This window comes from Streptomyces sp. NPDC023527 (assembly GCF_055560115.1).
Window position 1 is genome coordinate 463,409 of the sequence record NZ_JBVHJJ010000003.1, and the last position, 21,367, is coordinate 484,775.

The 21,367-nt window shown below is 73.0% G+C and carries 6 protein-coding genes; 1 reads left to right on the plus strand and 5 read right to left on the minus strand.

Going from position 1 to position 21,367, the window contains the following annotated elements; translation table 11 throughout:
* Positions 1-19: 19 nt before the first annotated feature.
* The 4 genes from ACZ303_RS09040 to ACZ303_RS09055 all read right to left on the minus strand — a co-directional run bounded on the left by ACZ303_RS09040 (position 20) and on the right by ACZ303_RS09055 (position 5,640).
* A complete protein-coding gene (locus ACZ303_RS09040; RefSeq protein WP_467336624.1) occupies positions 20-1,255 on the minus strand; it encodes a type III PLP-dependent enzyme domain-containing protein in 1,236 nt (411 codons plus the stop codon).
* Positions 1,252-4,359, minus strand: coding sequence for an AMP-binding protein (locus ACZ303_RS09045; RefSeq protein ID WP_467336626.1), 3,108 nt, complete (start codon positions 4,357-4,359; stop codon positions 1,252-1,254). Before ACZ303_RS09045 ends, ACZ303_RS09040 begins: the two co-directional genes overlap by 4 nt.
* A 63-nt stretch (positions 4,360-4,422) precedes the next feature.
* Positions 4,423-4,704 carry a phosphopantetheine-binding protein gene (locus ACZ303_RS09050; protein ID WP_467336628.1) on the minus strand — a complete coding sequence of 94 codons (282 nt, stop codon included), beginning with the start codon at positions 4,702-4,704 and terminating at the stop codon, positions 4,423-4,425.
* A gap of 48 nt (positions 4,705-4,752) precedes the next feature.
* Positions 4,753-5,640 carry an ACP S-malonyltransferase gene (locus tag ACZ303_RS09055; protein ID WP_467336630.1) on the minus strand — a complete coding sequence of 296 codons (888 nt, stop codon included), beginning with the start codon at positions 5,638-5,640 and terminating at the stop codon, positions 4,753-4,755.
* A 240-nt stretch (positions 5,641-5,880) separates the two neighbouring features.
* Here ACZ303_RS09055 and ACZ303_RS09060 point away from each other — a divergent pair, with 240 nt between their 5' ends.
* Complete coding sequence (locus ACZ303_RS09060) at positions 5,881-6,780, plus strand: proline iminopeptidase-family hydrolase (protein WP_467336632.1); 900 nt, start codon at positions 5,881-5,883, stop codon at positions 6,778-6,780.
* Between the two features lie 132 nt (positions 6,781-6,912).
* Here ACZ303_RS09060 and ACZ303_RS09065 read toward each other — a convergent pair whose 3' ends face one another.
* Complete coding sequence (locus ACZ303_RS09065; protein WP_467336634.1) at positions 6,913-21,321, minus strand: SDR family NAD(P)-dependent oxidoreductase; 14,409 nt, start codon at positions 21,319-21,321, stop codon at positions 6,913-6,915.
* Positions 21,322-21,367 lie beyond the last annotated feature (46 nt).

The following is a 21,367-nucleotide window of genomic DNA, read 5'->3' on the forward strand; positions in this document are numbered from 1 at the left end:
CCCGGCTACTGGGGAAAGGTCAGGTCGGCAGGTCGGTCCGGACGGAGTCCAGGCGGGTCGCCGAGACGACCTCGCCGCCCGAGACGACCACCTCGCCCGGTGCCGGTCGGCTGAGGAAGTGCAGGAGGCTCGCCGTCACCCCGTACGCGCCCGCGTTCGGGACCGTCACGACGTCGCCCTCCGAGAGTGCGGGGACGCGTACGTTCCGGCCGAGGATGTCGCCGGGCGTGCACAGCGGGCCGACCAGGCTCACCGTCTCGTCCAGGTCGCCCGCGTCGGCGTCGGCGTCGACGTCGATCGCCAGCGGCAGCAGCCGGCCCAGGCCCGCCATCCCGCCGAACGTGTTGATGCCCGCGTCGAGGATGACGAACTTCCGGCCGCGGCTCTCCTTGATGTTGGTGACCGTGGTGTGGAGTTCGCCGCAGCCGCCCACCAGGTAGCGGCCCGACTCGCAGGCGATCTCCACGGAGCCCTCGCGCCAGCCGGGGAAGTGCAGGTCGAGGGCGCTCTCCAGCTCCTGGCGGAGCTTTTCGTAGACGGGCCGGTTCCCGGGGGTCGCGTAGGGCGCGGCGAAACCGCCGCCGATGTCCAGGAAGCGCATCGGCAGGCCGAGTTCGTCGCGGAGCCGGGCGGCCGCCTCGATGCTCTGCCGGAACTCGGAGATCAGGTTCTCCTCGTCCCGGGAGTTGCTCAGCGGGAAGAAGTGGGCGCCGACGACGCGGGTGTTCGTCACGGACAGGAGGTCGGTGACGCTGTCGGCGAGGGTCTCGCCGTCGATGCCGAACTGCGACGGGGTGCCCGTCATGCGGATGCTGGTGGAGGCGCCGCCCGTCTCGTTGTTGACGCGCAGCAGGCAGTCGGCGACCACGTCGTGCGCCTCGGCGACCGCGCCCACGCGCCGCAGGTCGGACAGCGACTCGACGGAGAACTGGCGCACCCCGCAGCCGATGGCCTCGTGCAGCTCCTGGGTGGTCTTGCCGGGCCCGGAGTACAGGATCTCCGCCGCCGGGAAGCCGGCCCGGAGGGCGGAGGCCAGCTCGCCGGTGGAGCTGACCTCGGCGCGGCAGGCGCCCTCGCCCTCGCCCAGCGCGCGGGCCAGCTCGGGGTGCGGGTTGGCCTTGAGGGAGTAGAACAGCGTGAACTGCGGCGGCAGGGCGGCCCGCAGCTCGCGCCGCGCCTCCCGCAGCAGGTCCAGGTCGTAGACGTACAGCGGCGACCCGTACCGCTCGGTCAGCTCTGCGGATGTGCGGCTCACGCCGTGCCCTCCTTGCCCTCGCCGGCGGCGTCGCCGCCGGCTGCCCGCTCGGGGTCGTGCGACCCGTCGAGCAGTGCCATGAGTTGCTTCTTCTCGTTCTTGCCGTTGAGCGTCAGCGGGACGTCGGCGACGACCTTGATCTCGGCCGGGACCTTCGCGGGCTCCAGCCGCTCGGCCAGCCCCCGCCGGATCTCCTGCGGGCCGAGGTCGCCCGCCACGCACAGGGCGAGGTCGCGGTCGGCGGTCGGCACCAGCGCGGCGGCGGCCCGTACGCCCGGGATGTCCATGGCGGCGGCTTCGATCTCGATGGTGCTCATCCGCACGCCGTGGCGCTTGAACATGTCGTCGCGGCGGCCCTCGAAGTAGAGGTAGCCGTCGGCGTCGAGGTGCCCGTAGTCGCCGGTGTGCAGGCGGGTGGCGCCGGTGCGTCCGTCGGGGCGGAAGGTGCGGGCGGTGATCTCCGGGGCGCGCCAGTAGCCGGCCATGACGTGCGGGCCCGTGACGGTGATCTCGCCGACCTCGCCGGGCGGCAGCACCATGCCGTCGTCGCCGAGGATCTCCACGCGGGTCCCGGGCAGCGGGCGGCCCACCGACTCCGGGCGCTCAAGCTCCTGCGCGGGCGGCATGATCGAGATGCGCTTGCACTCGGTGATGCCGAACATCCGGGCCACCCGGGCGCCGGGGAAGTTCTCCCGCAGCGCGGCGATCGTGGACTGCTGGAGCGCGGCGCCGGTGTTGGTGAACAGCCGCAGCCGGGTCCCGCCGGGCGCGCGGGCGACGAGCCGCACCAGGATGGTGGCCAGCGACGGGACGACCGGGAAGACCGTCGCCCCGTACTCGCGGACCTCGTTGAGCAGCTTCACCTCGGGCTGCGCGCCGGCCAGCACCAGCTCGGCTCCGGCGAGCGCCGACAGCAGGATCTGGAAGAGGCCGTAGTCGAAGGACAGCGGCAGCCGGCAGTAGACGACGTCGTCCGCGCGGTAGCCGAGCTCCTGCTGGATCGCGCGGGCCGCGAAGTCCATCTGCGCCTGCGGGCACACCACGCCCTTGGGGGCGGCGGTGCTGCCCGAGGTGTAGATGAGCACGCCGACGTCGCCGGGCTCGGCGGCCGGGGCCGGCTCGGGCAGCCCGCGCAGGGCCTCGACCTGCTGCCATGTCGTGGAGAGCGGGTGTACGGGCACACCGCCGCCGACGCCGCGCAGCGACTCGGCGGTCTCGTCGGCGGCGACCGCCAGGACCGGCTCGCAGTCGGCGAGGACCTGCCGGAGCGCGTACTCCTTCATTCCGGGGTTGAGCGGCACCATGGTCACGCCGCGCCGGGCGCAGGCGTAGAACAGGGCGACCAGCTCGCGGACGTTGGGCAGCTGTACGACGACGCGGTCGCCGCGCGTCACGCCCTGGCGTTCCAGCCACTGGCCGGCCGCCGCGCTCTCGGCGGCGAGCTGCGCGTACGTCCAGGACTCGCGCCCGTCCCGGACGGCCTGCGCGTCGGGCGCGGCCGCCACGGCGGCGGCCAGGATCCCGTGCAGGAGGCCGGTGACCGGTGCGGACTCCCCCTTCCCGAAGTCGCGCGTCGCGCGGGCCTTCAGACCGGCTCGGTCGATCTTGCGATTGGCGTTCAACGGCAACACGTCCAAGTGCTGGAACCGGCGGGGGATGAGGCCCTGCGGCAGCGCCGCCCGCAGTCCTCTGGCCAACTCGACGGGCGTGGCGCGGCGGCCGGTGTAGTAGACGACGAGCTCGTCGCTCTCCCCGCCCAGCGGCGCGACGACGGCGGCGGCGTCCTCGACGCCCGCGCAGTGGGTGCGTACGGCGTGGGCGATCTCGGACAGCTCCACGCGCCAGCCCAGCAGCTGGACCTGGTCGTCGACGCGGCCCAGGAAGGTGAGTTCGCCGTCGGGGTGGCGGCGCACCCGGTCGCCGGTGCGGTACCAGCGCAGGCCGTCGCGCTCGATGAACCGCCCCTCGTCGTCGGCGGGGTCGAGGTAGCCGGCGCAGGTCTGCGGGCCGGCGACGCACAGCTCGCCCTCGGTGTCGTGGGGCGTGCCGTCGTCGTCGCGGAGGAAGACGTCGAGCCCGGCGTGCGGGAGGCCGATCGGTACGACGCCGTTGACGCTGCGGCCGGGGGACGTCCCGGGCGACCAGCGGTGGGCGGTGCAGGTGATGGTGAGCTCGGTGGGCCCGTAGAGGTTCTCCACCGCCGAACCGGGCGCGGCGGCCTGCCATTCGGCGGCGTCGGCGTCCATGAGCGGCTCCCCCGCGAACAGGCTCCAGCGCAGCCCCGGCATGGAGCCCGGGGTGAGGCCGCCCGTGCGGCGGGCCAGCGCGATGCTGTTCGGGGTGGCGAACCACACCGTCACGCCCTGCTCGGCGAGGAACTCCGGCAGCGCGCGGTAGGCGGGGCCGGGCACCGGGAGCACGCAGGCGCCGGCGCCCCACGCGCAGAACAGGTCGAAGACCGCGCAGTCGAAGGTGAGGTCGAAGGTCTGCGAGAAGACGTCGCCGGGCGTGAAGTCGTAGCGGCCGTCGAGGGTGTCGAAGTAGCTGACGGCGCTGGAGTGCGTCACGGGGACGCCCTTGGGCCGGCCGGTGGAGCCCGAGGTGAACATGACGTACGCGGCGTCGGTCGGCTCGGCCGGCCGGGGGGCGGCGAGGGCCAGCTCGGGGCGGGGGGACAGGTGCCCGGGGGCGGTGGTGCGCGCGCCGTCGACCAGGACCGGGAGGTCCGCCCCGGCCGGCAGGATCCCCGCGAGGAGCCCGGCGCCCCGCTCGTCGGTGACGATCGCCCCGACACCGGCGTCGGCGATCGCCTGCCGGGTGCGCTCGGCGGGGAAGTCCGGGTGCAGGGGGACGGCCGTGGCGCCGGCGTAGAGCGCGGCGAGCATGCCGATGTAGGCGGTCCCGCTCTTGTTGGCGAGCACACCGACGGCGCCGAGCCGGCCGCCCGCCGCGTCCAGCAGAGTGCCGGCCCAGGTCAGGGCGGTGGCGTGGGCGGCGGCGTAGGTGACGCCCCGCTCCCCCACCCGGAACGCGTCCCGGTCCCCGGCCACGGACAGCCCCCGCAGGAACCGTCCGTGCAGCGTGTTCTCCAAGGCGGCCCCCATGCCCCTCGTCCCCTCCGTGCGGTGTTGTGCGTGGTCGGCCCGCGCGGGGCCGTCGTCAGGCCCTCAGGCCGCCGGGACGGGGTCCGTGCCCGTCAGCGAGGAGAGCGTCGCCCACAGCCCGGCGGGCGTGGCGAAGGTCTCCCGGGACAGCGACTCGTCACGGAACTGCACGCCGTAGGAGCTCTCCAGGTCCATCAGGAGATCGACGATGCCGAGGGAGTCGAGCCCGTAGTCCCGCAGCTCCAGGTCGGCGAGGATCTTCTCGCCGGGCTCCATGTACGGCAGGGCGCGGCGCAGAATGTCCTCGAACTGCTGGTCCCACATACCGGTCGTCTCCTCTTCCACTCTTCCACGGTTGGTTGGCACTTCAGTCAGGTACGCCTTGGACACGACTCAGGTACGGGGGCGCATCGCGATCACCGGATCGGCGGCCAGTACCTCGAAATTGCTGACCGTGCAGTCGACCCGGCCGAACAGCCTGTCCGGCCCGGCGACACATACCCGGTCGACGCCCAGTTCCTTGAGCGACGCGACGACGGAAGGCCAGCGGACGGCCTTCACATAGCCGTCCAGCAGCATGTTCCGGATCTCTTCACCGGTGCGCAGGACCGAGCCGTCGGAATCGGCGACCACGGGGATTTCCGGGTCACCGAACCGGAAATCGCCGAGCACCTCCTCCGCCACCTTCTTCCGCAGACCGGAGAAGAGCGAGGAGTGCATGGGCGGGCGCATCGTGTACAGCGGCAGTCCGCCGATGGACCGGATCCGCCGCTCGAACTCCTCGACGGCCTGCGCGCGCAGCGTGAGCATGTGGAAGCCGTCGTCGAGGTAGCACGAGAAGTCGTACCACTCGCCGCGCTCGGTCAGCTCCTCGAGGAGCGGCGCGAGCGCCGCCTCCGGGGCCCGTACGAACGACAGCGTCACCAGGTCCTGGTGCTCGGTCGCGAAGTACTCCTCCGTGCAGCGGGCCAGCAGCGCGGTCAGCCGCGCCGCCTCCTCGAACGGCAGGGCGCCGGTGAACGCCGTCAGCGCCTTCTGCCCGAAGCTCGGCCCCGCGCACACCGCCGGCTCCAGCCCGTACCGCTCGCGCGCCCACTCGGCCAGCGCCACGCAATTCACGAAGAACGCGACCTGGGCGGCCTCGGAGTAGTCGTCCTCGGAATCCCGGAACCGGTTCATCACGGAATACCCCACGGCATCGGATGCGGCCGCGAGCAGCCGCCTCGCCGAGGGGTTGACCATCATGAATTTCGCCGCGTCGGCGAAGCGGTTCGGTCCCATTCCGGGAAATACAACAGCCGTACTCATCCAGTAACCTGTCGTCGTCGGTGAGCGATACCGAGTGATATCGAGTGATACCTCAGGCAACACATCAAATGGTCGGCTCGGCAGGCCCCCGGGCGATACCCCTACCGGCCCGGATTCAGCCCCTATCGGGGTGGCCCGGCGGTGCCCGGACGGGCGGCGGGAAGGCACTCTGAAGTGCACGGTCGCAGCACTATCAGATGGGGTGTCTCCAGCTTGTTCGCAACTCCAAGCGCCACCGGAACCGTTCCGTTCGGTGACCACCGGACGTGGTACCGCGTCACCGGTGAACTCGACGCGGGCAACCCCCCGCTCGTCGTCATGCACGGCGGCCCCGGCAGCACCCACGACTACCTCCTGTCCCTGACCGAACTGGCCGAGCAGGGCTGGCCGGTCATCCACTACGACCAGCTCGGCAACGGCGCCTCCACCCACCTGCCCGACCGGGGTGCCGACTTCTGGACCGTCGACCTGTTCCTCCGCGAGCTCGACAACCTCCTCGAACACCTCGGCGTCGCCGACGACTACATCCTCTTCGGCCAGTCCTGGGGCGGCATGCTCGCCGCCGAGCACGCCGTGCGGCAGCCGGCCGGCCTGCGCGGCATGGTGATCGCCAACTCGCCCGCGTCGATGCCGCTGTGGCGGGCGGAAGCGCTGCGGCTGCGCGCCGGGCTCCCCGAGGAACTCCAGGCGGCCCTCAGCCGGCACGAGGCCACCGGGGCGTACGACGACCCGGAGTACCAGCACGCGATGTACGCCTACTACCAGCGCCACGTCTGCCGCGCCGACCCGATCCCGCCCGAGGTCATGCGCACCCTCATGGCGCTCACCAACGACCCGACCGTCTACGGCACGATGAACGGCCCCAACGACTTCACGGTCATCGGGACCCTCCGCGACTGGTCCGTCATCGACCGGCTGCACGCGGTCGAGGTGCCGACGCTGCTCATCAGCGGCCGCCATGACGAGGCCACTCCGGCGACGGTGCAGCCGTTCTATGACGAGATTCCGGATGTGAGCTGGGAGATCCTGGAGGGGTCGAGCCATATGCCGCACGTCGAGGAACCGGGGAGGTTCCTCGACGTGATGGTGGAGTATTTGGGGTCGCTTGGGTGACGGTTCGCCTGCGGCGGGCGGGCGGGGGGTTTTCCCCGCCCGCCCACCCCGTTGTTGGGGCTCCGCCCCAAGCCCCGGCCCTCAATCGCCGGCCGGGCTGGATTCGGTGCCCCGGACGGGCCTGCGTCCCCTTTACAGACCCATCTCCTCCGCCATCTCCGCCAGTTCCTCCAGCAGGAACTCGCAGACGTCGTAGATGGTGCGGTGGTCGTAGACCAGGGTCGCCGGGAGTTCCAGGCCGGTGATGCGTTCCAGCCTGTTGCGGAGTTCGACCGCTGTCAGGGACGTGAAGCCCATGTTCAGCAGGTCCGCGTCCTCGTCGATCTCGTCCAGGTCGTCGAGGCCGAGCACTCCGGCCGTCTCCTGGATGAGGAGCTCGCAGAGGATGTCGAGCTGCTCCTGATCCGGGAGGCCGGCCATGCGCTCGTAGAAGGGACGCCCGTCACCGGCGGGGGCCGCGGGCGCCGCGGGGGTGGCAGGCGCGGACACTCCGTAGGGCGCCGCCGGGGCGGCGGGGGCCGCCGGTGCGGAGCCCCCGGACGACCTTCGCGGCGCGGGCAGCTTCTCGACCACGGGCGCCACGGGCGCCGGAGTCTCCACCGCTGCCGCCTCCGCCTCCGTGCCCTCGGCGTTGCGCTCGCGCCAGGACGCCAGGGTCGGCAGCAGTGCCGCGAGTGCGGTCAGGTCCTGCCGTTCCACCGCGGACCAGAAGTCCGCGTCGAGCGTGCCGAGTGAGGCACCGCCCTCGGCCTCGCCGCCGCCGAAGGCGTCCGGCGCGCCCTCCAGCCAGTAGTGCTTGCGCTGGAAGGGGTACGTCGGCAGCTCCACGCGGCGGGCGCCGGTGCCGGCGAAGAACGCCGACCAGTCGACGCGGGCCCCCGCGACATGCAGTCGGCCCAGCGCCGTGACGACGGCCTGCGCCTCCGCGCGGTCCCGGCGCTGAGCGGGGACGAAGGCGAGGTTCCGGGCTCCGGGCAGGCACTCCTGCGCCATCGCGGACAGCACCGCGTCCGGCCCGATCTCCAGGAACATCCGCACGCCCTGATCGTGCAGCGTACGAACACCGTCACCGAACCGCACCGTGTCCCGCACGTGCCGCACCCAGTACTCCGGCGAGCGGAGTTCCTGCGCGGTGGCGAGGTGGCCGGTGACGTTGGAGACGAGCGGGATGGCCGGCAGCTCGTACGTCAGCGACTCGGCCACGGCCCGGAAGTCGGCCAGCATGCCGTCCATGCGGTGCGAGTGGAAGGCGTGCGAGACGTTCAGGCGGTGGGCCTTCTCGAAGCGCGCCGCCACCTTCTCCACCGCGGCCTCGTCACCCGAGATCACCACGGACGTCGGGCCGTTGATCGCCGCGATGTCGACACCGTCGACGAGCACGGCTCGCACCTCGGCCTCGGTGGCACGCAGCGACACCATCGCGCCACCGGCCGGCAGCGCCTGCATCAGGCGACCCCGCGCCGCGACGAGCTTCCCCGCGTCCTCCAGCGAGAACACCCCGGCCACATGCGCCGCCGCGATCTCGCCGATGGAGTGACCGGCGACGAAGTCCGGACGCACACCCCACGACTCCGCGAGGCGGTACAGCGCAACCTCGACAGCGAAGAGGGCAGGCTGGGTGTGCTCCGTACGACCGAGCAGCTCGGCATCGTCCAGGACCGCCGCGTCCAGGCCCAGCGCGGCGCACGCCGCGTCGAAGGTCTCGGCGAAGACCGGGAACGCCGCGTACAGCTCGCGGCCCATCCCGGCCCGCTGCGCCCCCTGGCCCGTGAACAGCGCGGCCAGCTTGCCGCCGACCGCCTTGCCGGTCGCCGACTCCGTGCCGACGACGACGGCCCGGTGGTCGAACTGCGCACGTGCCGTCGCGAGCGTGTAGCCGACGTCGAGCAGGTCCAGGCCGGTGGCGGCCTCGCGGGTCCGGGCGACCTGTGCGGCCAGGGCCTTCTCGGTCTTCGCGCTCATCAGCAGCGGTACGACGGGCAGCTCCCGGTCGGCAGCGCGCTCGGCGGGCTCGGTGGCCGCCGGTGCCTGCTCGACGATGACGTGGGCGTTCGTCCCGCTGAAGCCGAAGGACGAGATGCCCGCGCGGCGCGGGCGGCCGGTCTCCGGCCAGTCGCGGGCCTCGGTCAGCAGCTCGATCGCGCCGTCCGCCCAGTCGACGTGCTTCGACGGCTCGTCGACGTGCAGGGTCTTCGGCAGGACGCCGTGCCGCATCGCCATGACCATCTTGATCACGCCACCGACACCGGCGGCGGCCTGCGTGTGCCCGATGTTGGACTTCAGCGAGCCGAGCCACAGCGGCTCGTCACCGGCCCGCTCCTGCCCGTACGTGGCCAGCAGCGCCTGCGCCTCGATCGGGTCACCCAGCGTCGTACCCGTACCGTGCGCCTCGACCGCGTCGACATCGGCCGGCGACAGACCGGCCGTGGCCAACGCCTGCCGGATCACCCGCTGCTGCGACGGACCGTTCGGCGCCGTCAGACCATTGCTGGCGCCGTCCTGGTTGATCGCCGTGCCCCGGACGATGCCCAGGACCTGGTGGCCGTTGCGGCGCGCGTCCGACAGCCGCTCCACCAGCACCATGCCGATGCCCTCGCCCCAGCCCGTGCCGTCGGCCGCCGTGGCGAACGCCTTGCAGCGCCCGTCCTTGGCGAGCCCGCCCTGGCGGGAGAAGTCGACGAAGGCGTTGGGGGTGGACATCACCGTCACACCACCGGCGAGCGCGAGGTCGCACTCGCCCTGGCGCAGCGCCTGGACGGCCATGTGCAGGGCTACCAGCGACGACGAACACGCCGTGTCGACGGTGACGGCCGGTCCCTCCAGCCCGAGCGCGTACGAGACGCGCCCGGACATGACACCGCCGGAGGTGCCGGTGCCGAGGAAGCCGCCGACGTCGTCGGGCACGTGGCCGCCGAGCCGCGAGGCGTAGTCGAAGTGGATGGCGCCCGCATAGACGCCGGTGCGGCTGCCGCGCAGGGTGGTCGGGTCGATGCCCGCGCCCTCGATGGTCTCCCAGGAGGTCTCCAGCAGCAGGCGCTGCTGCGGGTCCATCGCGACGGCCTCGCGCGGCGAGATGCCGAAGAAGCCGGCGTCGAACTCGGTCGCCTCGTGCAGGAATCCGCCGTCGCGGGTGTACGAGGTGCCCGGGCGCTCGCCCGTCGGGTCGTAGAGCCGCTCGGGGTTCCAGTCGCGGTCGGTCGGGAAGGTGGTCATCGCGTCGCCGCCGGACGCCACGAGGTCCCACAGCCCGGCGGGCGAGGTGGCGCCGCCGGGGAAGCGGCAGCCCATGCCGACGATCGCGATCGGGTCGTCGTCCAGCGCCTTGCGCGGTGCGGCGGCCGCGGCGGCCTGCGCGAGGCCGCCGGCCAGCTCGTCGCGTACGTACTCCATGAGCACGCGGGGCGTCGGGTAGTCGAAGACCAGTGTGACGGGGAGGCGGAGGCCGGTGGTGGCGTTGAGGCGGTTGCGGAGTTCGACGGCGGTCAGGGAGTCGAAGCCGCTCTCCTTGAACGACCGCTCGGCGTCGACCGCCTCCGGGCCGGTGTGGCCGAGCACGGCCGCGACGCTGGTCCGGATCAGGTCGAGGATGGTGCTCTCCCGCTCGGCCTCCCCGAGGCCCGCGAGCCGCTGCCGCAGGCCCTCGGCCGCCGCCGAGGACCGTGCGGCGGTGCGCCGCGTACGGGTCCGTACCAGGCCGCTGAGCAGCGGCGGGAGCTGCTCGCCCGCACTGCCCGCGAGGACGGGCAGGTCCAGCTGTACGGGCACGAGGGTGCCCTGGCCGAGGGCCGGGGCCGCGTCGAAGAGGGCGAGGCCGTCCTCGGTGGACAGCGGCGGCATCCCGGACCGGTTCATGCGCTCCAGGTCGACGGCCGACAGCTCGCCGCCCATGCCGCTCGCGTCGGCCCAGAGCCCCCACGCCAGTGACAGGCCGGGCAGGCCGGCCGTACGGCGGCGCTGGGCCAGGGCGTCGAGGAAGGCGTTGGCGGAGGCGTAGTTGGCCTGGCCGGGGTTGCCGAAGACGCCGGCGACGGAGGAGAAGAGGACGAACGCGGAGAGGTCCAGGCCGGCGGTCAGCTCGTGGAGGTTGACCGCGGCGTCGACCTTGGCGCCGAAGACCTTGTCGATCTGCTCGGGGGTGAGGGAGGAGATCGTCGCGTCGTCGAGGACACCGGCGGTGTGGATGACCGCCGTGACCGGGTGCGCGGCGAGGAGCGCGGCCAGGGCGTCGCGGTCGGCGGCGTCGCAGGCCGCGACGGTCACGTCGGCGCCCAGCGCCTCCAGCTCGTCGCGGAGCTCCGCCGCGCCCGGGGCGGCGATGCCCCTGCGGCTGGTGAGCAGCAGGCGGCGCACGCCGTGCTCGGTGACCAGGTGGCGGGCGAAGAGCGCGCCCAGCGCACCCGTACCGCCGGTGATCAGCACGGTGCCGTCGGTGTCCCAGGGGCGCGGCACGGTCAGGACGACCTTGCCGACGTTGCGGGCCTGGGCCAGGTACCGGAACGCCTCCGGTGCCCGGCGCACGTCCCACGTGGTGACCGGCAGGGCCTTGAGGACGCCCGCGTCGACCAGGGCCACCAGCTCGACGAGCATCTCCTGGATGCGGTCCGGGCCCGCCTCCATCATGTCGAACGCCTGGTAGGCGACGCCCGCGTGGGCGGCGGCGACCTCGGCGGCGTCGCGGATGTCCGTCTTGCCCATCTCCACGAACCGGCCGCCGCGCGGCAGCATCCGCAGGGACGCGTCGACGAACTCCCCGGCCAGGCAGTCCAGCACCACGTCCATGCCGCGGCCGCCGGTGGCGGCCATGAACGTGTCGTGGAACTCCAGGTCACGGGACGAGGCGAGGTGCGCGTCGTCCAGGCCGAAGGACCGCAGCGTCGCCCACTTGCGCGGACTCGCCGTGCCGTACACCTCGGCGCCCAGGTGGCGGGCGAGCTGCACGGCGGCCGTGCCCACGCCGCCGGCGGCCGCGTGGATGAGGATCGACTCGCCGCCGCGCAGACCGGCCAGGTCCACGAGCGCGTAGTAGGCCGTCAGATAGACGACGGGCGCGGCGGCCGCCTCGGCGAACGTCCAGCTGTCCGGCATCCGCACGACGAGCCGCCGGTCGGAGACGCTGTACGGGCCGAAAGAAGCCGACAGGAGGCCCATCACGCGGTCGCCGGGGGCCAGGTCCGTGACGCCCGGCCCGGTCTCGACGACGACGCCGGCGCCTTCCATGCCGAGCTCACCGGCGTCACCCGGGTACATGTCCAGGACATTGAGCACGTCACGGAAGTTCAGGCCGCTCGCCCGCACCGAGATGCGGACCTGGCCCGGCTCCAGCGGCGCCAGGTTGGGCGCGGCGGGCACGAAGCCGAGGCCGTCGAGGGTGCCCTTCTCGGTGATGTCGAGCCGCCAGGAGTCGGAGGTGTCGGCGGGCAGCGGCAGCACCTCGTCGGCGGACGCGCGGGCCAGCCGGGGCACGAACGCCTCGCCGGCGCGCAGCGCCAGCTGGTGCTCACCGGTGGCGAGGGCACGCGCGAGCACGTCCCGCGACTCCTCGGAGCCGTCGGTGTCGACGAGCACGAAGCGGCCGGGGTTCTCCGACTGCGCGGACTTCACCAGGCCCCACACGGCCGCCTGCGCCAGGTCACCGACCGGCTCGGACGCCTCGACGGACACGCCGCCCCGCGTCAGCAGCACGAGCCGCGAGTCGGCGAACCGGTCCTCGGACAGCCACTGCTGCACGAGACCGAGCGCCCAGTGGGCGGCGGTGTGGGCCGCGCGGGCGACCCCCTGACCGTAAGCGGCCGGGGTCGGGGCCAGGACGAACTCGGGCGCGGCCGCCGACGTGGTCAGCAGCTCGGCCAGGTCGGCGAGGTCCGCCGCCTCCGTTCCGTCCGTCGCGAGGGCGTTCCACTCCAGGCGGAAGAGGGAGTCGTTACGAGCGGTCCCCATGGCGAGCTGGTCGGCGGAGACGGCCCGCAGGACGAGCGACTCGACCGTGGCCACCGGCGCGCCGGTGGTGTCGGTGAGGTGCAGGGTGACGCCGTTGCCGTCGCGCGTACGGGTCAGGTGGGCGCGGAGGGCGGTGGCGCCGTTGGCGTGGAGGGTGATCCCCGACCACGAGAACGGCAGTTGCGGACCGGCGTGGTCGCCGGAGACGAAGTCGCCGAAGGCCATGGCGTGCAGGGTGGCGTCGAGGAGCGCCGGGTGCAGGCCGAACGTCGCCGCGTCGGTTCCCTCGGGGAGGGCGACCTCGGCGTAGACGTCATCGCCCTTGCGCCAGCCCGCCGTCACGCCCTGGAAGACGGTGCCGTATTCGAGTCCGGCGGCGGCGAGCCCTTCGTAGAGGTCGCCGACACCGACAGGGTCCGCGCCCTCCGGCGGCCAGACGGCGAGGGAGGCGGAAGCGGCCTCGGTCGACGGGGTGAGGAGGCCGGAGGCGTGGCGCACCCAGGGCATGTCCTCGGTCGCGCCCTCGGGGCGGGAGTGGACCGCGACGGGGCGGCGGTCCGCGTCGTCCGGTTCGCCGACGGTCACGCGCAGCTGGACGCCGCCTTGTGCGGGCAGGACCAGGGGCGCTTCGAGGGTCAGCTCGTCGACGGTGGTGCAGCCGGCCTCGTCACCGGCGCGGATGGCGAGGTCCACGAACGCGGTGCCGGGGAGCAGGACCGTACCCATGACGGCGTGGTCGGCGAGCCAGGGGTGGCTCTGGAGCGACACACGGCCGGTGAGGAGGAACCCGTCGGAGTCCGGCAGGGCGACGACCGCGCCGAGGAGGGGGTGATCCGCCGCGCCTTGACCGATCGCGGCGGCGTCACCGGTGCTCGCCGCGCTTCCGAGCCAGAACGTCTCGTGCTGGAAGGGGTAGGTGGGGAGGTCGGCGACGCGGGCGCCGGTGCCGGCGAAGAGCGCCGACCAGTCGACTCGGGCGCCGGTGATGTGGAGCCGGCCGAGGGCGGTGACGAGGGCGGTCGGCTCGGAGCGGTCCTTGCGGAGGGCGGGGATGAAGACGACGTCTTCGGGGTCGGCGTCGGCGTCGGCGAGGCACTCCTGGGCCATGGCCGACAGGACACCGTCGGGGCCGATCTCCAGGAAGGTACGGACGCCTTCGGTGTGGAGGGTCTGGATGCCGTCGGCGAAGCGGACGGCCTCGCGGACGTGGCGGACCCAGTACTCAGGAGAGGTGAGGTCGGTGGCCAGTTCGCCCGTCACGTTGGAGACGACCGGGATCCCCGGAACGCTGTACGACAGCGACTCGGCCACCGTACGGAAGTCCGCCAGCATCCCGTCCATACGGTGCGAGTGGAAGGCGTGCGAAACGTTCAGGCGGCGGGACTTCTCGAAGTGCCCGGCGACCCGCTCGACCGCAGCCTCGTCACCCGAGATCACGACGGACGACGGCCCGTTGACGGCGGCGATGTCGACGCCGTCGACGAGGACGGCTCGTACCTCGGTCTCCGTGGCCCGCAGCGACACCATCGCGCCGCCGGTGGGCAACGCCTGCATGAGCGCGGCGCGGGCCGTCACCAGCTTCGCCGCGTCCTCCAGCGAGAACACGCCCGCGACGTGCGCGGCGGCGATCTCACCGATGGAGTGGCCGGCGAGGTAGTCGGGACGCACGCCCCACGACTCGGCGAGGCGGTAGAGCGCCACCTCGACGGCGAAGAGGGCGGGCTGGGTGTTCTCGGTACGGGCGAGCAGATCGGCGTCGTCGAGGACGGCCAGGTCCAGGCCCAGTGCGTCGCAGGCGGCGTCGAATGCCGCCGCGAAGACCGGGTACGCGGCGTGCAACTCACGGCCCATACCGGCCCGCTGGGCACCCTGCCCGGTGAAGAGCGCGGCGAGCTTCCCGCCGAGCACCCGGCCGGTGACCGTCTGGTCCTCCAGCACGAGAGCCCGGTGCTCGAACTGCGCGCGCGCCGTGGCCAGGGTGAAGCCGACGTCGAGAGGGTTGAGGTCGGCTGCGGCTTCCCGCGCCTGGGCGATCTGGGCCTGGAGGGCCTCCGGCGTCTTGCCGGAGACGAGCCACGGCACGACCGGCGGAAGCGCGGCAGCTCCTTCGGCAGCGGGCTCGACCGGGGCCTGCTCGACGATCACGTGGGCGTTCGTCCCGCTGAACCCGAAGGACGAGATGCCCGCGCGACGCGGACGCCCGGCCTCGGGCCAGTCCCGGGCCTCGGTGAGGAGCTCGACCGCGCCTTCCGTCCAATCGATGTGCGGGGAAGGCTCGTCGACGTGGAGGGTCCTCGGCAGGACGCCATGGCGCATCGCCATCAGCATCTTGATGATTCCGCCGACACCGGCGGCGGCCTGCGCGTGCCCGATGTTGGACTTCAGCGAACCGAGCCACAGCGGCTCGTCACCGGCCCGCTCCTGCCCGTAAGTGGCGAGGAGCGCCTGCGCCTCGATCGGGTCACCCAGCGTGGTGCCCGTACCGTGCGCCTCGACGGCGTCGACATCCGCGGGCGACAGACCAGCCGTGGCCAACGCCTGCCGGATCACCCGCTGCTGGGAAGGGCCATTGGGCGCGGTCAGGCCATTGCTGGCGCCGTCCTGGTTGATCGCGGAACCGCGCACGATGCCCAGCACGGGGTGACCGTTGCGGCGCGCGTCCGACAGCCGCTCGACGAGCAGCATGCCGACGCCCTCGGCCCAGCCCGTACCGTCGGCGGCGGCCGCGAACGCCTTGCAGCGCCCGTCCGTGGCCAGACCGCGCTGGCGCGAGAACTCCATGAACGAGCTCGGGGTGGCCATGACGGTCACGCCACCGGCCAGAGCCAGTTCGCACTCGCCGGCGCGCAGTGCCTGCACCGCGAGGTGCAGGGCCACCAGCGACGACGAGCACGCGGTGTCGACGGTGACGGCCGGGCCTTCGAGCCCGAAGACGTAGGAAAGGCGGCCGGAGACGACGCTTCCGGACGTGCCCGTACCCAGGAAGCCGTCCACGCCCTCGGGCACGGAGGCCCCGATGCCGGAGGCGTAGTCGTGGTACATCGAGCCCGCGAAGACGCCCGTGCGGCTGCCGCGCAGCGTGCCCGGGTCGATGCCCGCGCGCTCGACGGCCTCCCACGTGGTCTCCAGCAGCAGTCGCTGCTGCGGGTCCATGGCGAGGGCCTCACGCGGCGAGATGCCGAAGAACCCGGGGTCGAACGCCGCGGCTTCGTGCAGGAAGCCGCCCTGGCGGGTGTACGAGGTGCCGGGGCGCTCGCCCGTCGGGTCGTAGAGGTTCTCCAGGTCCCAGCCTCGGTCGGTCGGGAAGGCGGAGACGCCGTCGCGGCCGTTGAGGACGAGGTCCCACAGGTCCTCGGGCGAGGTCACGCCGCCGGGGTAGCGGCAGGCCATGCCGACGATCGCGATCGGGTCGTCGTCCACGCGGGGCGCGCGCACCGGTACCGCCAGGGCGGCCTGCGACAGGCCACCGGCGAGCTCGTCGCGCACGTACTCCATCAGCACGCGGGGCGTCGGGTAGTCGAAGATCAGCGTGGCGGGCAGCCGGAGGCCGGTGGTGGCGTTGAGGCGGTTGCGGAACTCGACCGCCGTGAGGGAGTCGAAGCCCAGCTCCGTGAACGCCCGGTCCGGCTCGATGGCCGTGCCGGAGGCGTGGCCGAGGACACCCGCGACCTCGTCCCGCACCAGGTCCAGCAGCAGCCCGGGGCGCTCGGCCTCGGGAAGGGCGAGCAGGCGCCGGCGCAGGGACTCCGCCTGGCGGGCGTCGACGGTCCGGCGCACGGGCACGCGCACCAGGCCGCGCAGCAGCGGCAGGAGCGGGCCCGTCGCCGCGCCCGCCCGCAGGACGGCGAGGTCGAGCGGCGCGGGTACGAGCACGGGCTCGCCCGACGCGACGGCGGCGTCGAAGAGGGCGAGGCCCTGCGCGGGCGCGATGGCGAGGACGCCGCTGCCGCCCATGCGGGAGGCGTGTGCGGTGGCGAGCTCGCCGCCCATGCCGCCGGTGCCCGCGGTGTCCTCCCACAGGCCCCAGGCGAGGGACGTGGCGGGGAGGCCGGCTGCGACGCGCTGCTGGGCGAGCGCGTCCAGGAACGCGTTCGCTGCCGCGTAGTTGCCCTGACCCGCGTTGCCGAAGACACCGGCCGCCGAGGAGAACAGCACGAAGGCGGACAGGTCCAGGCCGGCGGTGAGCTCGTGCAGGTTCAGGGCCGCGTCGGCCTTCGGCCCGAAGACCGTGTCGATACGGGAAGGGGTGAGGGAGGTGATCGTCGCGTCGTCGAGGACACCGGCGGTGTGCACGACGGCGCTGACCGGGTGCGACGCGAGCAGCGCGGCCAGGGCGTCGCGGTCCGCGACGTCGCAGGCCGCGACCGTCACCTCGGCGCCCAGTGCCTCCAGCTCGTCGCGGAGCTCCGCCGCGCCGGGCGCGTCGAGGCCGCGGCGGCTGGTGAGCAGCAGGTGCCGGACGCCGTGCTCGGCGACGAGGTGGCGGGCCACGAGGGCGCCGAGGGCGCCCGTACCGCCGGTGATCAGGACGGTGCCGGTGGCGTCCCACGAGGGAGCGGTCCCGTCGACCGCCGCCGTGCGCGCCAGACGCGGCGCGAACGCCGCTCCCCCGCGCACAGCGATCTGATGCTCGTCCCCGGCGTCCGCGGCGGCGACAGCGGCGGCAAGGGCCTCGGAGTCGAGGTCTTCGAGGTCGACGAGGACGATGCGGTCGGGGTTCTCCGACTGCGCCGACCGCGCCAGGCCCCACACCGCGGCCTGCACCGGGTCGACGTCGGTGTCGCCCGCGACGGCCACCGCGCCCCGCGTCACCAGAACGAGCCGCGACTCGGCGAACCGCTCATCGGCCAGCCACTCCTGCACCAGCCCCAGCACGCCGTTCACCACATCGCGCACCGCACCCGACCGGCACGGCACGACGATCACGCCGGGCAGCGGCGCGCCCTCGTCCACGGCGCTGCCCAGCGCCGCGAGGTCCGCGAAGTCCGAGCCCAGGACCGCCAACGGCGCATCGGCGCCGCGAGCGGCGGCCACCGGCGCCCACTCCACGCGGAACAGCGAGTCCCGCATGCCACGGTCGGCCGCGCGCAGCTGGTCCGCGCCCACGGTACGTACCGCGAGCGAGCCGATCGACGCCACCGCCATGCCCGCGGCATCGGCCAGTTCCAGTACGGCGCCGTCCGGCAACGCCGTGACCTTGACCCGCAGCGCGCCGGCACCGGTCGCCCGGAGCGTCACCCCGCGCCACGCGAACGGCAGCTTGATGCCGTCCTGTTCGGGCGACGACTCCTGGCCGCGCAGGTGGCTCGCCAGCGGCAGGGTGTGCAGCGTGGCGTCGAGAAGCGCGGGGTGGAGTCCGTACGACGCGACGTCCGTGCCCTCGGGGAGCGAGACCTCGGCGTAGATGTCGTCGCCCTTGCTCCACGCGGCCGTCACGCCCTGGAACACCGGCCCGTACTCCAGGCCGGCGGCGGCGAGTCCCTCGTAGAGGCCGTCGGTGTCGACGGGCTCGGCGCCCGCCGGGGGCCAGCTGATGAGGTCGACGGCGAGCGCGGGGACGTCGGTGGTGAGGGTGCCCGAGGCGTTCCGCTCCCAGAGGGCGTCGTCCGGGGCGCCCTCGGCCCGCGAGTGGATGGTCAGCTCACGCCGGCCCGCCGCCTCGGGGGCACCGACCGTGACACGGAGCTGGACCGCGCCCTGCTCGGGGAGGATCAGGGGCGCTTCGAGGGTCAGTTCCTCGACGGTCGTGCAGCCGACCTGGTCGCCCGCGCGGATGGCGAGCTCGACGAAGGCCGTACCCGGCAGCAGCACGCTCCCGCCCACGACGTGGTCGGCGAGCCACGGGTGCGTACGGAGCGACAGGCGGCCCGCGAAGACGAAGCCGTCGGAGTCGGGCAGGGCGATGACGGCACCGAGCAGCGGGTGCTCGGCCGAGCCCAGACCGGCGGCCTCGACATCACCGTACGAGGGGCCGTCCTCCAGCCAGTAGCGCTCGTGCTGGAAGGGGTAGGTGGGGAGGTCGGCGAGGCGGGCGCCGGTACCGGAGAAGAACGCCTGCCAGTCGACTCGGGCGCCGGTGATGTGAAGGCGGCCGAGGGCGGTGACGAGGGTTTCCGCTTCGGAACGGTTCTTGCGGAGGGCCGGGATGAAGGTGACGTCTTCAGCGTCCGACAGGCACTCCTGCGCCATGGCCGACAGGACACCGTCGGGGCCGATCTCCAGGAAGGTACGGACACCTTCGGCGTGGAGGGTCTGGATGCCATCGGCGAAACGGACAGCCTCGCGGACGTGGCGGACCCAGTACTCGGGAGAGGTGAGGTCGGTGGCCAGTTCGCCCGTGACATTGGAGACCACGGGGATCGCCGGAGCGGCGTACGTCAGCGACTCCGCGACCGTACGGAAGTCCGCCAGCATCCCGTCCATGCGCGACGAATGGAACGCGTGCGAGACGTTCAGGCGCCGGGACTTCTCAAAGTGGGCCGCTACCTGCTCGACAGCCTCCTCATGGCCCGAGATCACCACGGAAGACGGACCGTTGATCGCGGCAATGTCGACACCGTCGACGAGCAGAGCACGAACCTCGGCCTCGGTGGCACGCAGCGACACCATCGCACCACCGGCAGGGAGCGCCTGCATCAGGCGCGCCCGAGCGGCGACCAGCTTCCCCGCATCGGCCAGCGAGAACACCCCGGCCACGTGCGCAGCAGCGATCTCACCAATGGAGTGACCGGCAACGAAGTCCGGACGCACACCCCACGACTCGACGAGACGGAACAGCGCCACCTCAACAGCAAAGAGGGCAGGCTGCGTGTTCTCCGTACGAGCCAACGACTCGGCATCGTCGAGAACAGCAACATCCAGGCCCAGCGCCCCACACGCAGCGTCGAAAGCCTCGGCGAACACCGGATACGCCGCGTACAGCTCGCGCCCCATCCCCGCACGCTGCGCCCCCTGCCCCGTGAACAGCGCGGCGACCTTCCCGCCCAGCACCCGGCCCTTGGCGACCTGCTCGCCCACCACAACAGCCCGGTGCTCGAACTGCGCACGCGCCGTCGCCAGCGTGAAACCGACATCCACCGGGTTCAGATCGGCAGCGGCCTCAACGGTCTGGGCGACCTGCGCGTCCAGCGCCTCCGCCGTCTTCCCGGAAACCATCCACGGCACAGCCGGAAGTTCCCGCTCGGCGGGGGCCTCGACGGTCTCCTCCGACGGTGCCTGCTCGACGATGACATGCGCGTTCGTCCCGCTGAACCCGAAGGACGAGATGCCCGCCCGGCGCGGACGACCGGCCTCCGGCCACTCGCGGGCCTCCGTGAGCAGCTCGACGGCGCCCGCCGACCAGTCGACCTTCTGTGACGGCTCGTCGACGTGCAGCGTCTTCGGCAGGACGCCGTGGCGCATCGCCAGGACCATCTTCATGACGGCGCCGACACCGGCCGCCGCCTGGGTGTGGCCCAGGTTGGACTTCAGCGAGCCCAGCCAGACCGGGCGGTCGGCGGCACGCTCCTGCCCGTACGTGGCGATCACGGCCTGGGCCTCGATCGGGTCGCCCAGAGTCGTGCCGGTGCCGTGCGCCTCGACGGCGTCGATGTCGGCCGGCTCCAGGCGCGCGTTGGCGAGGGCCTGGCGGATGACGCGCTGCTGGGACGGCCCGTTCGGGGCCGTCAGGCCGTTCGACGCGCCGTCCTGGTTGACGGCCGAGCCGCGCACGACGGCCAGCACCGGGTGGCCGTTGCGCTGGGCGTCGGACAGGCGCTCGACGAGGAGCACGCCGACGCCCTCGCTGAGCGAGGTGCCGTCCGCCGCCTCGGCGAACGGCTTGCAGCGGGCGTCGGCGGCGAGGGCGCCCTGCTGGCTGAACTCGCGGTACGTGTCCGGGGTGACGGCGACGGTCACACCGCCCGCGAGCGCGAGCTCGCACTCGCCCTGGCGCAGGGCCTGGACGGCGAGGTGCAGGGCCACCAGCGACGACGAGCAGGCCGTGTCGATGGTCATCGCGGGGCCTTCGAGGCCGAGTACGTACGAGACGCGGCCGGAGACGACGCTGTTGGACGTGCCGGTGCCGAGGAACGCGTCGATCTCCTCGGGTACGGCGCGCAGGTCGTTCGCGTACTCCTTGTACATCACGCCCGCGAAGACGCCGGTGCGGCTGCCGCGCAGCGTCGTGGGGTCGATGCCCGCCCGCTCGAACGCCTCCCAGGACGCCTCCAGCAGCAGACGCTGCTGCGGGTCCATCGCCATGGCCTCGCGGGGCGAGATGCCGAAGAAGGCCGGGTCGAAGCCGGCGGCGTCGTCGACGAAGCCGCCCTCGCGGACGTACGAGGCGCCACGGCGGCCGTTCTCACGGTCCGGGTCGTAGAGCGACTCCAGGTCCCAGCCGCGGTCGGCCGGGAAGGGGCCGATGCAGTCGGCACCCTCGACGAGGCGCTGCCACAACTTCTCGGGCCCGTCGATCCCGCCCGGCAGCGCGCAGGCCATGCCGACGATCGCGATCGGCTCGTGGGCCTTCGCCTCGACCGACTGCAGCCGCTGCCGGTAGTCGTGGAGATCGGCCGCCGCCTTCTTGAGATAGTCGCGGAGCTTGTCCTCGTTAGCGTTAGCCATGTCCTGTGTCGTCTCTTCCTTGGGGCTTGCTTGGGGAATCCGGCCG

Bases quoted from the DNA above. Each gene is read 5' to 3' on its own strand.
- ACZ303_RS09045 (WP_467336626.1), bottom strand. From the start codon at position 4,359: ATGGGGGCCGCCTTGGAGAACACGCTGCACGGACGGTTCCTGCGGGGG.
- ACZ303_RS09055 (WP_467336630.1), bottom strand. From the start codon at position 5,640: ATGGGACCGAACCGCTTCGCCGACGCGGCGAAATTCATGATGGTCAAC.
- ACZ303_RS09065 (WP_467336634.1), bottom strand. From the start codon at position 21,321: ATGGCTAACGCTAACGAGGACAAGCTCCGCGACTATCTCAAGAAGGCG.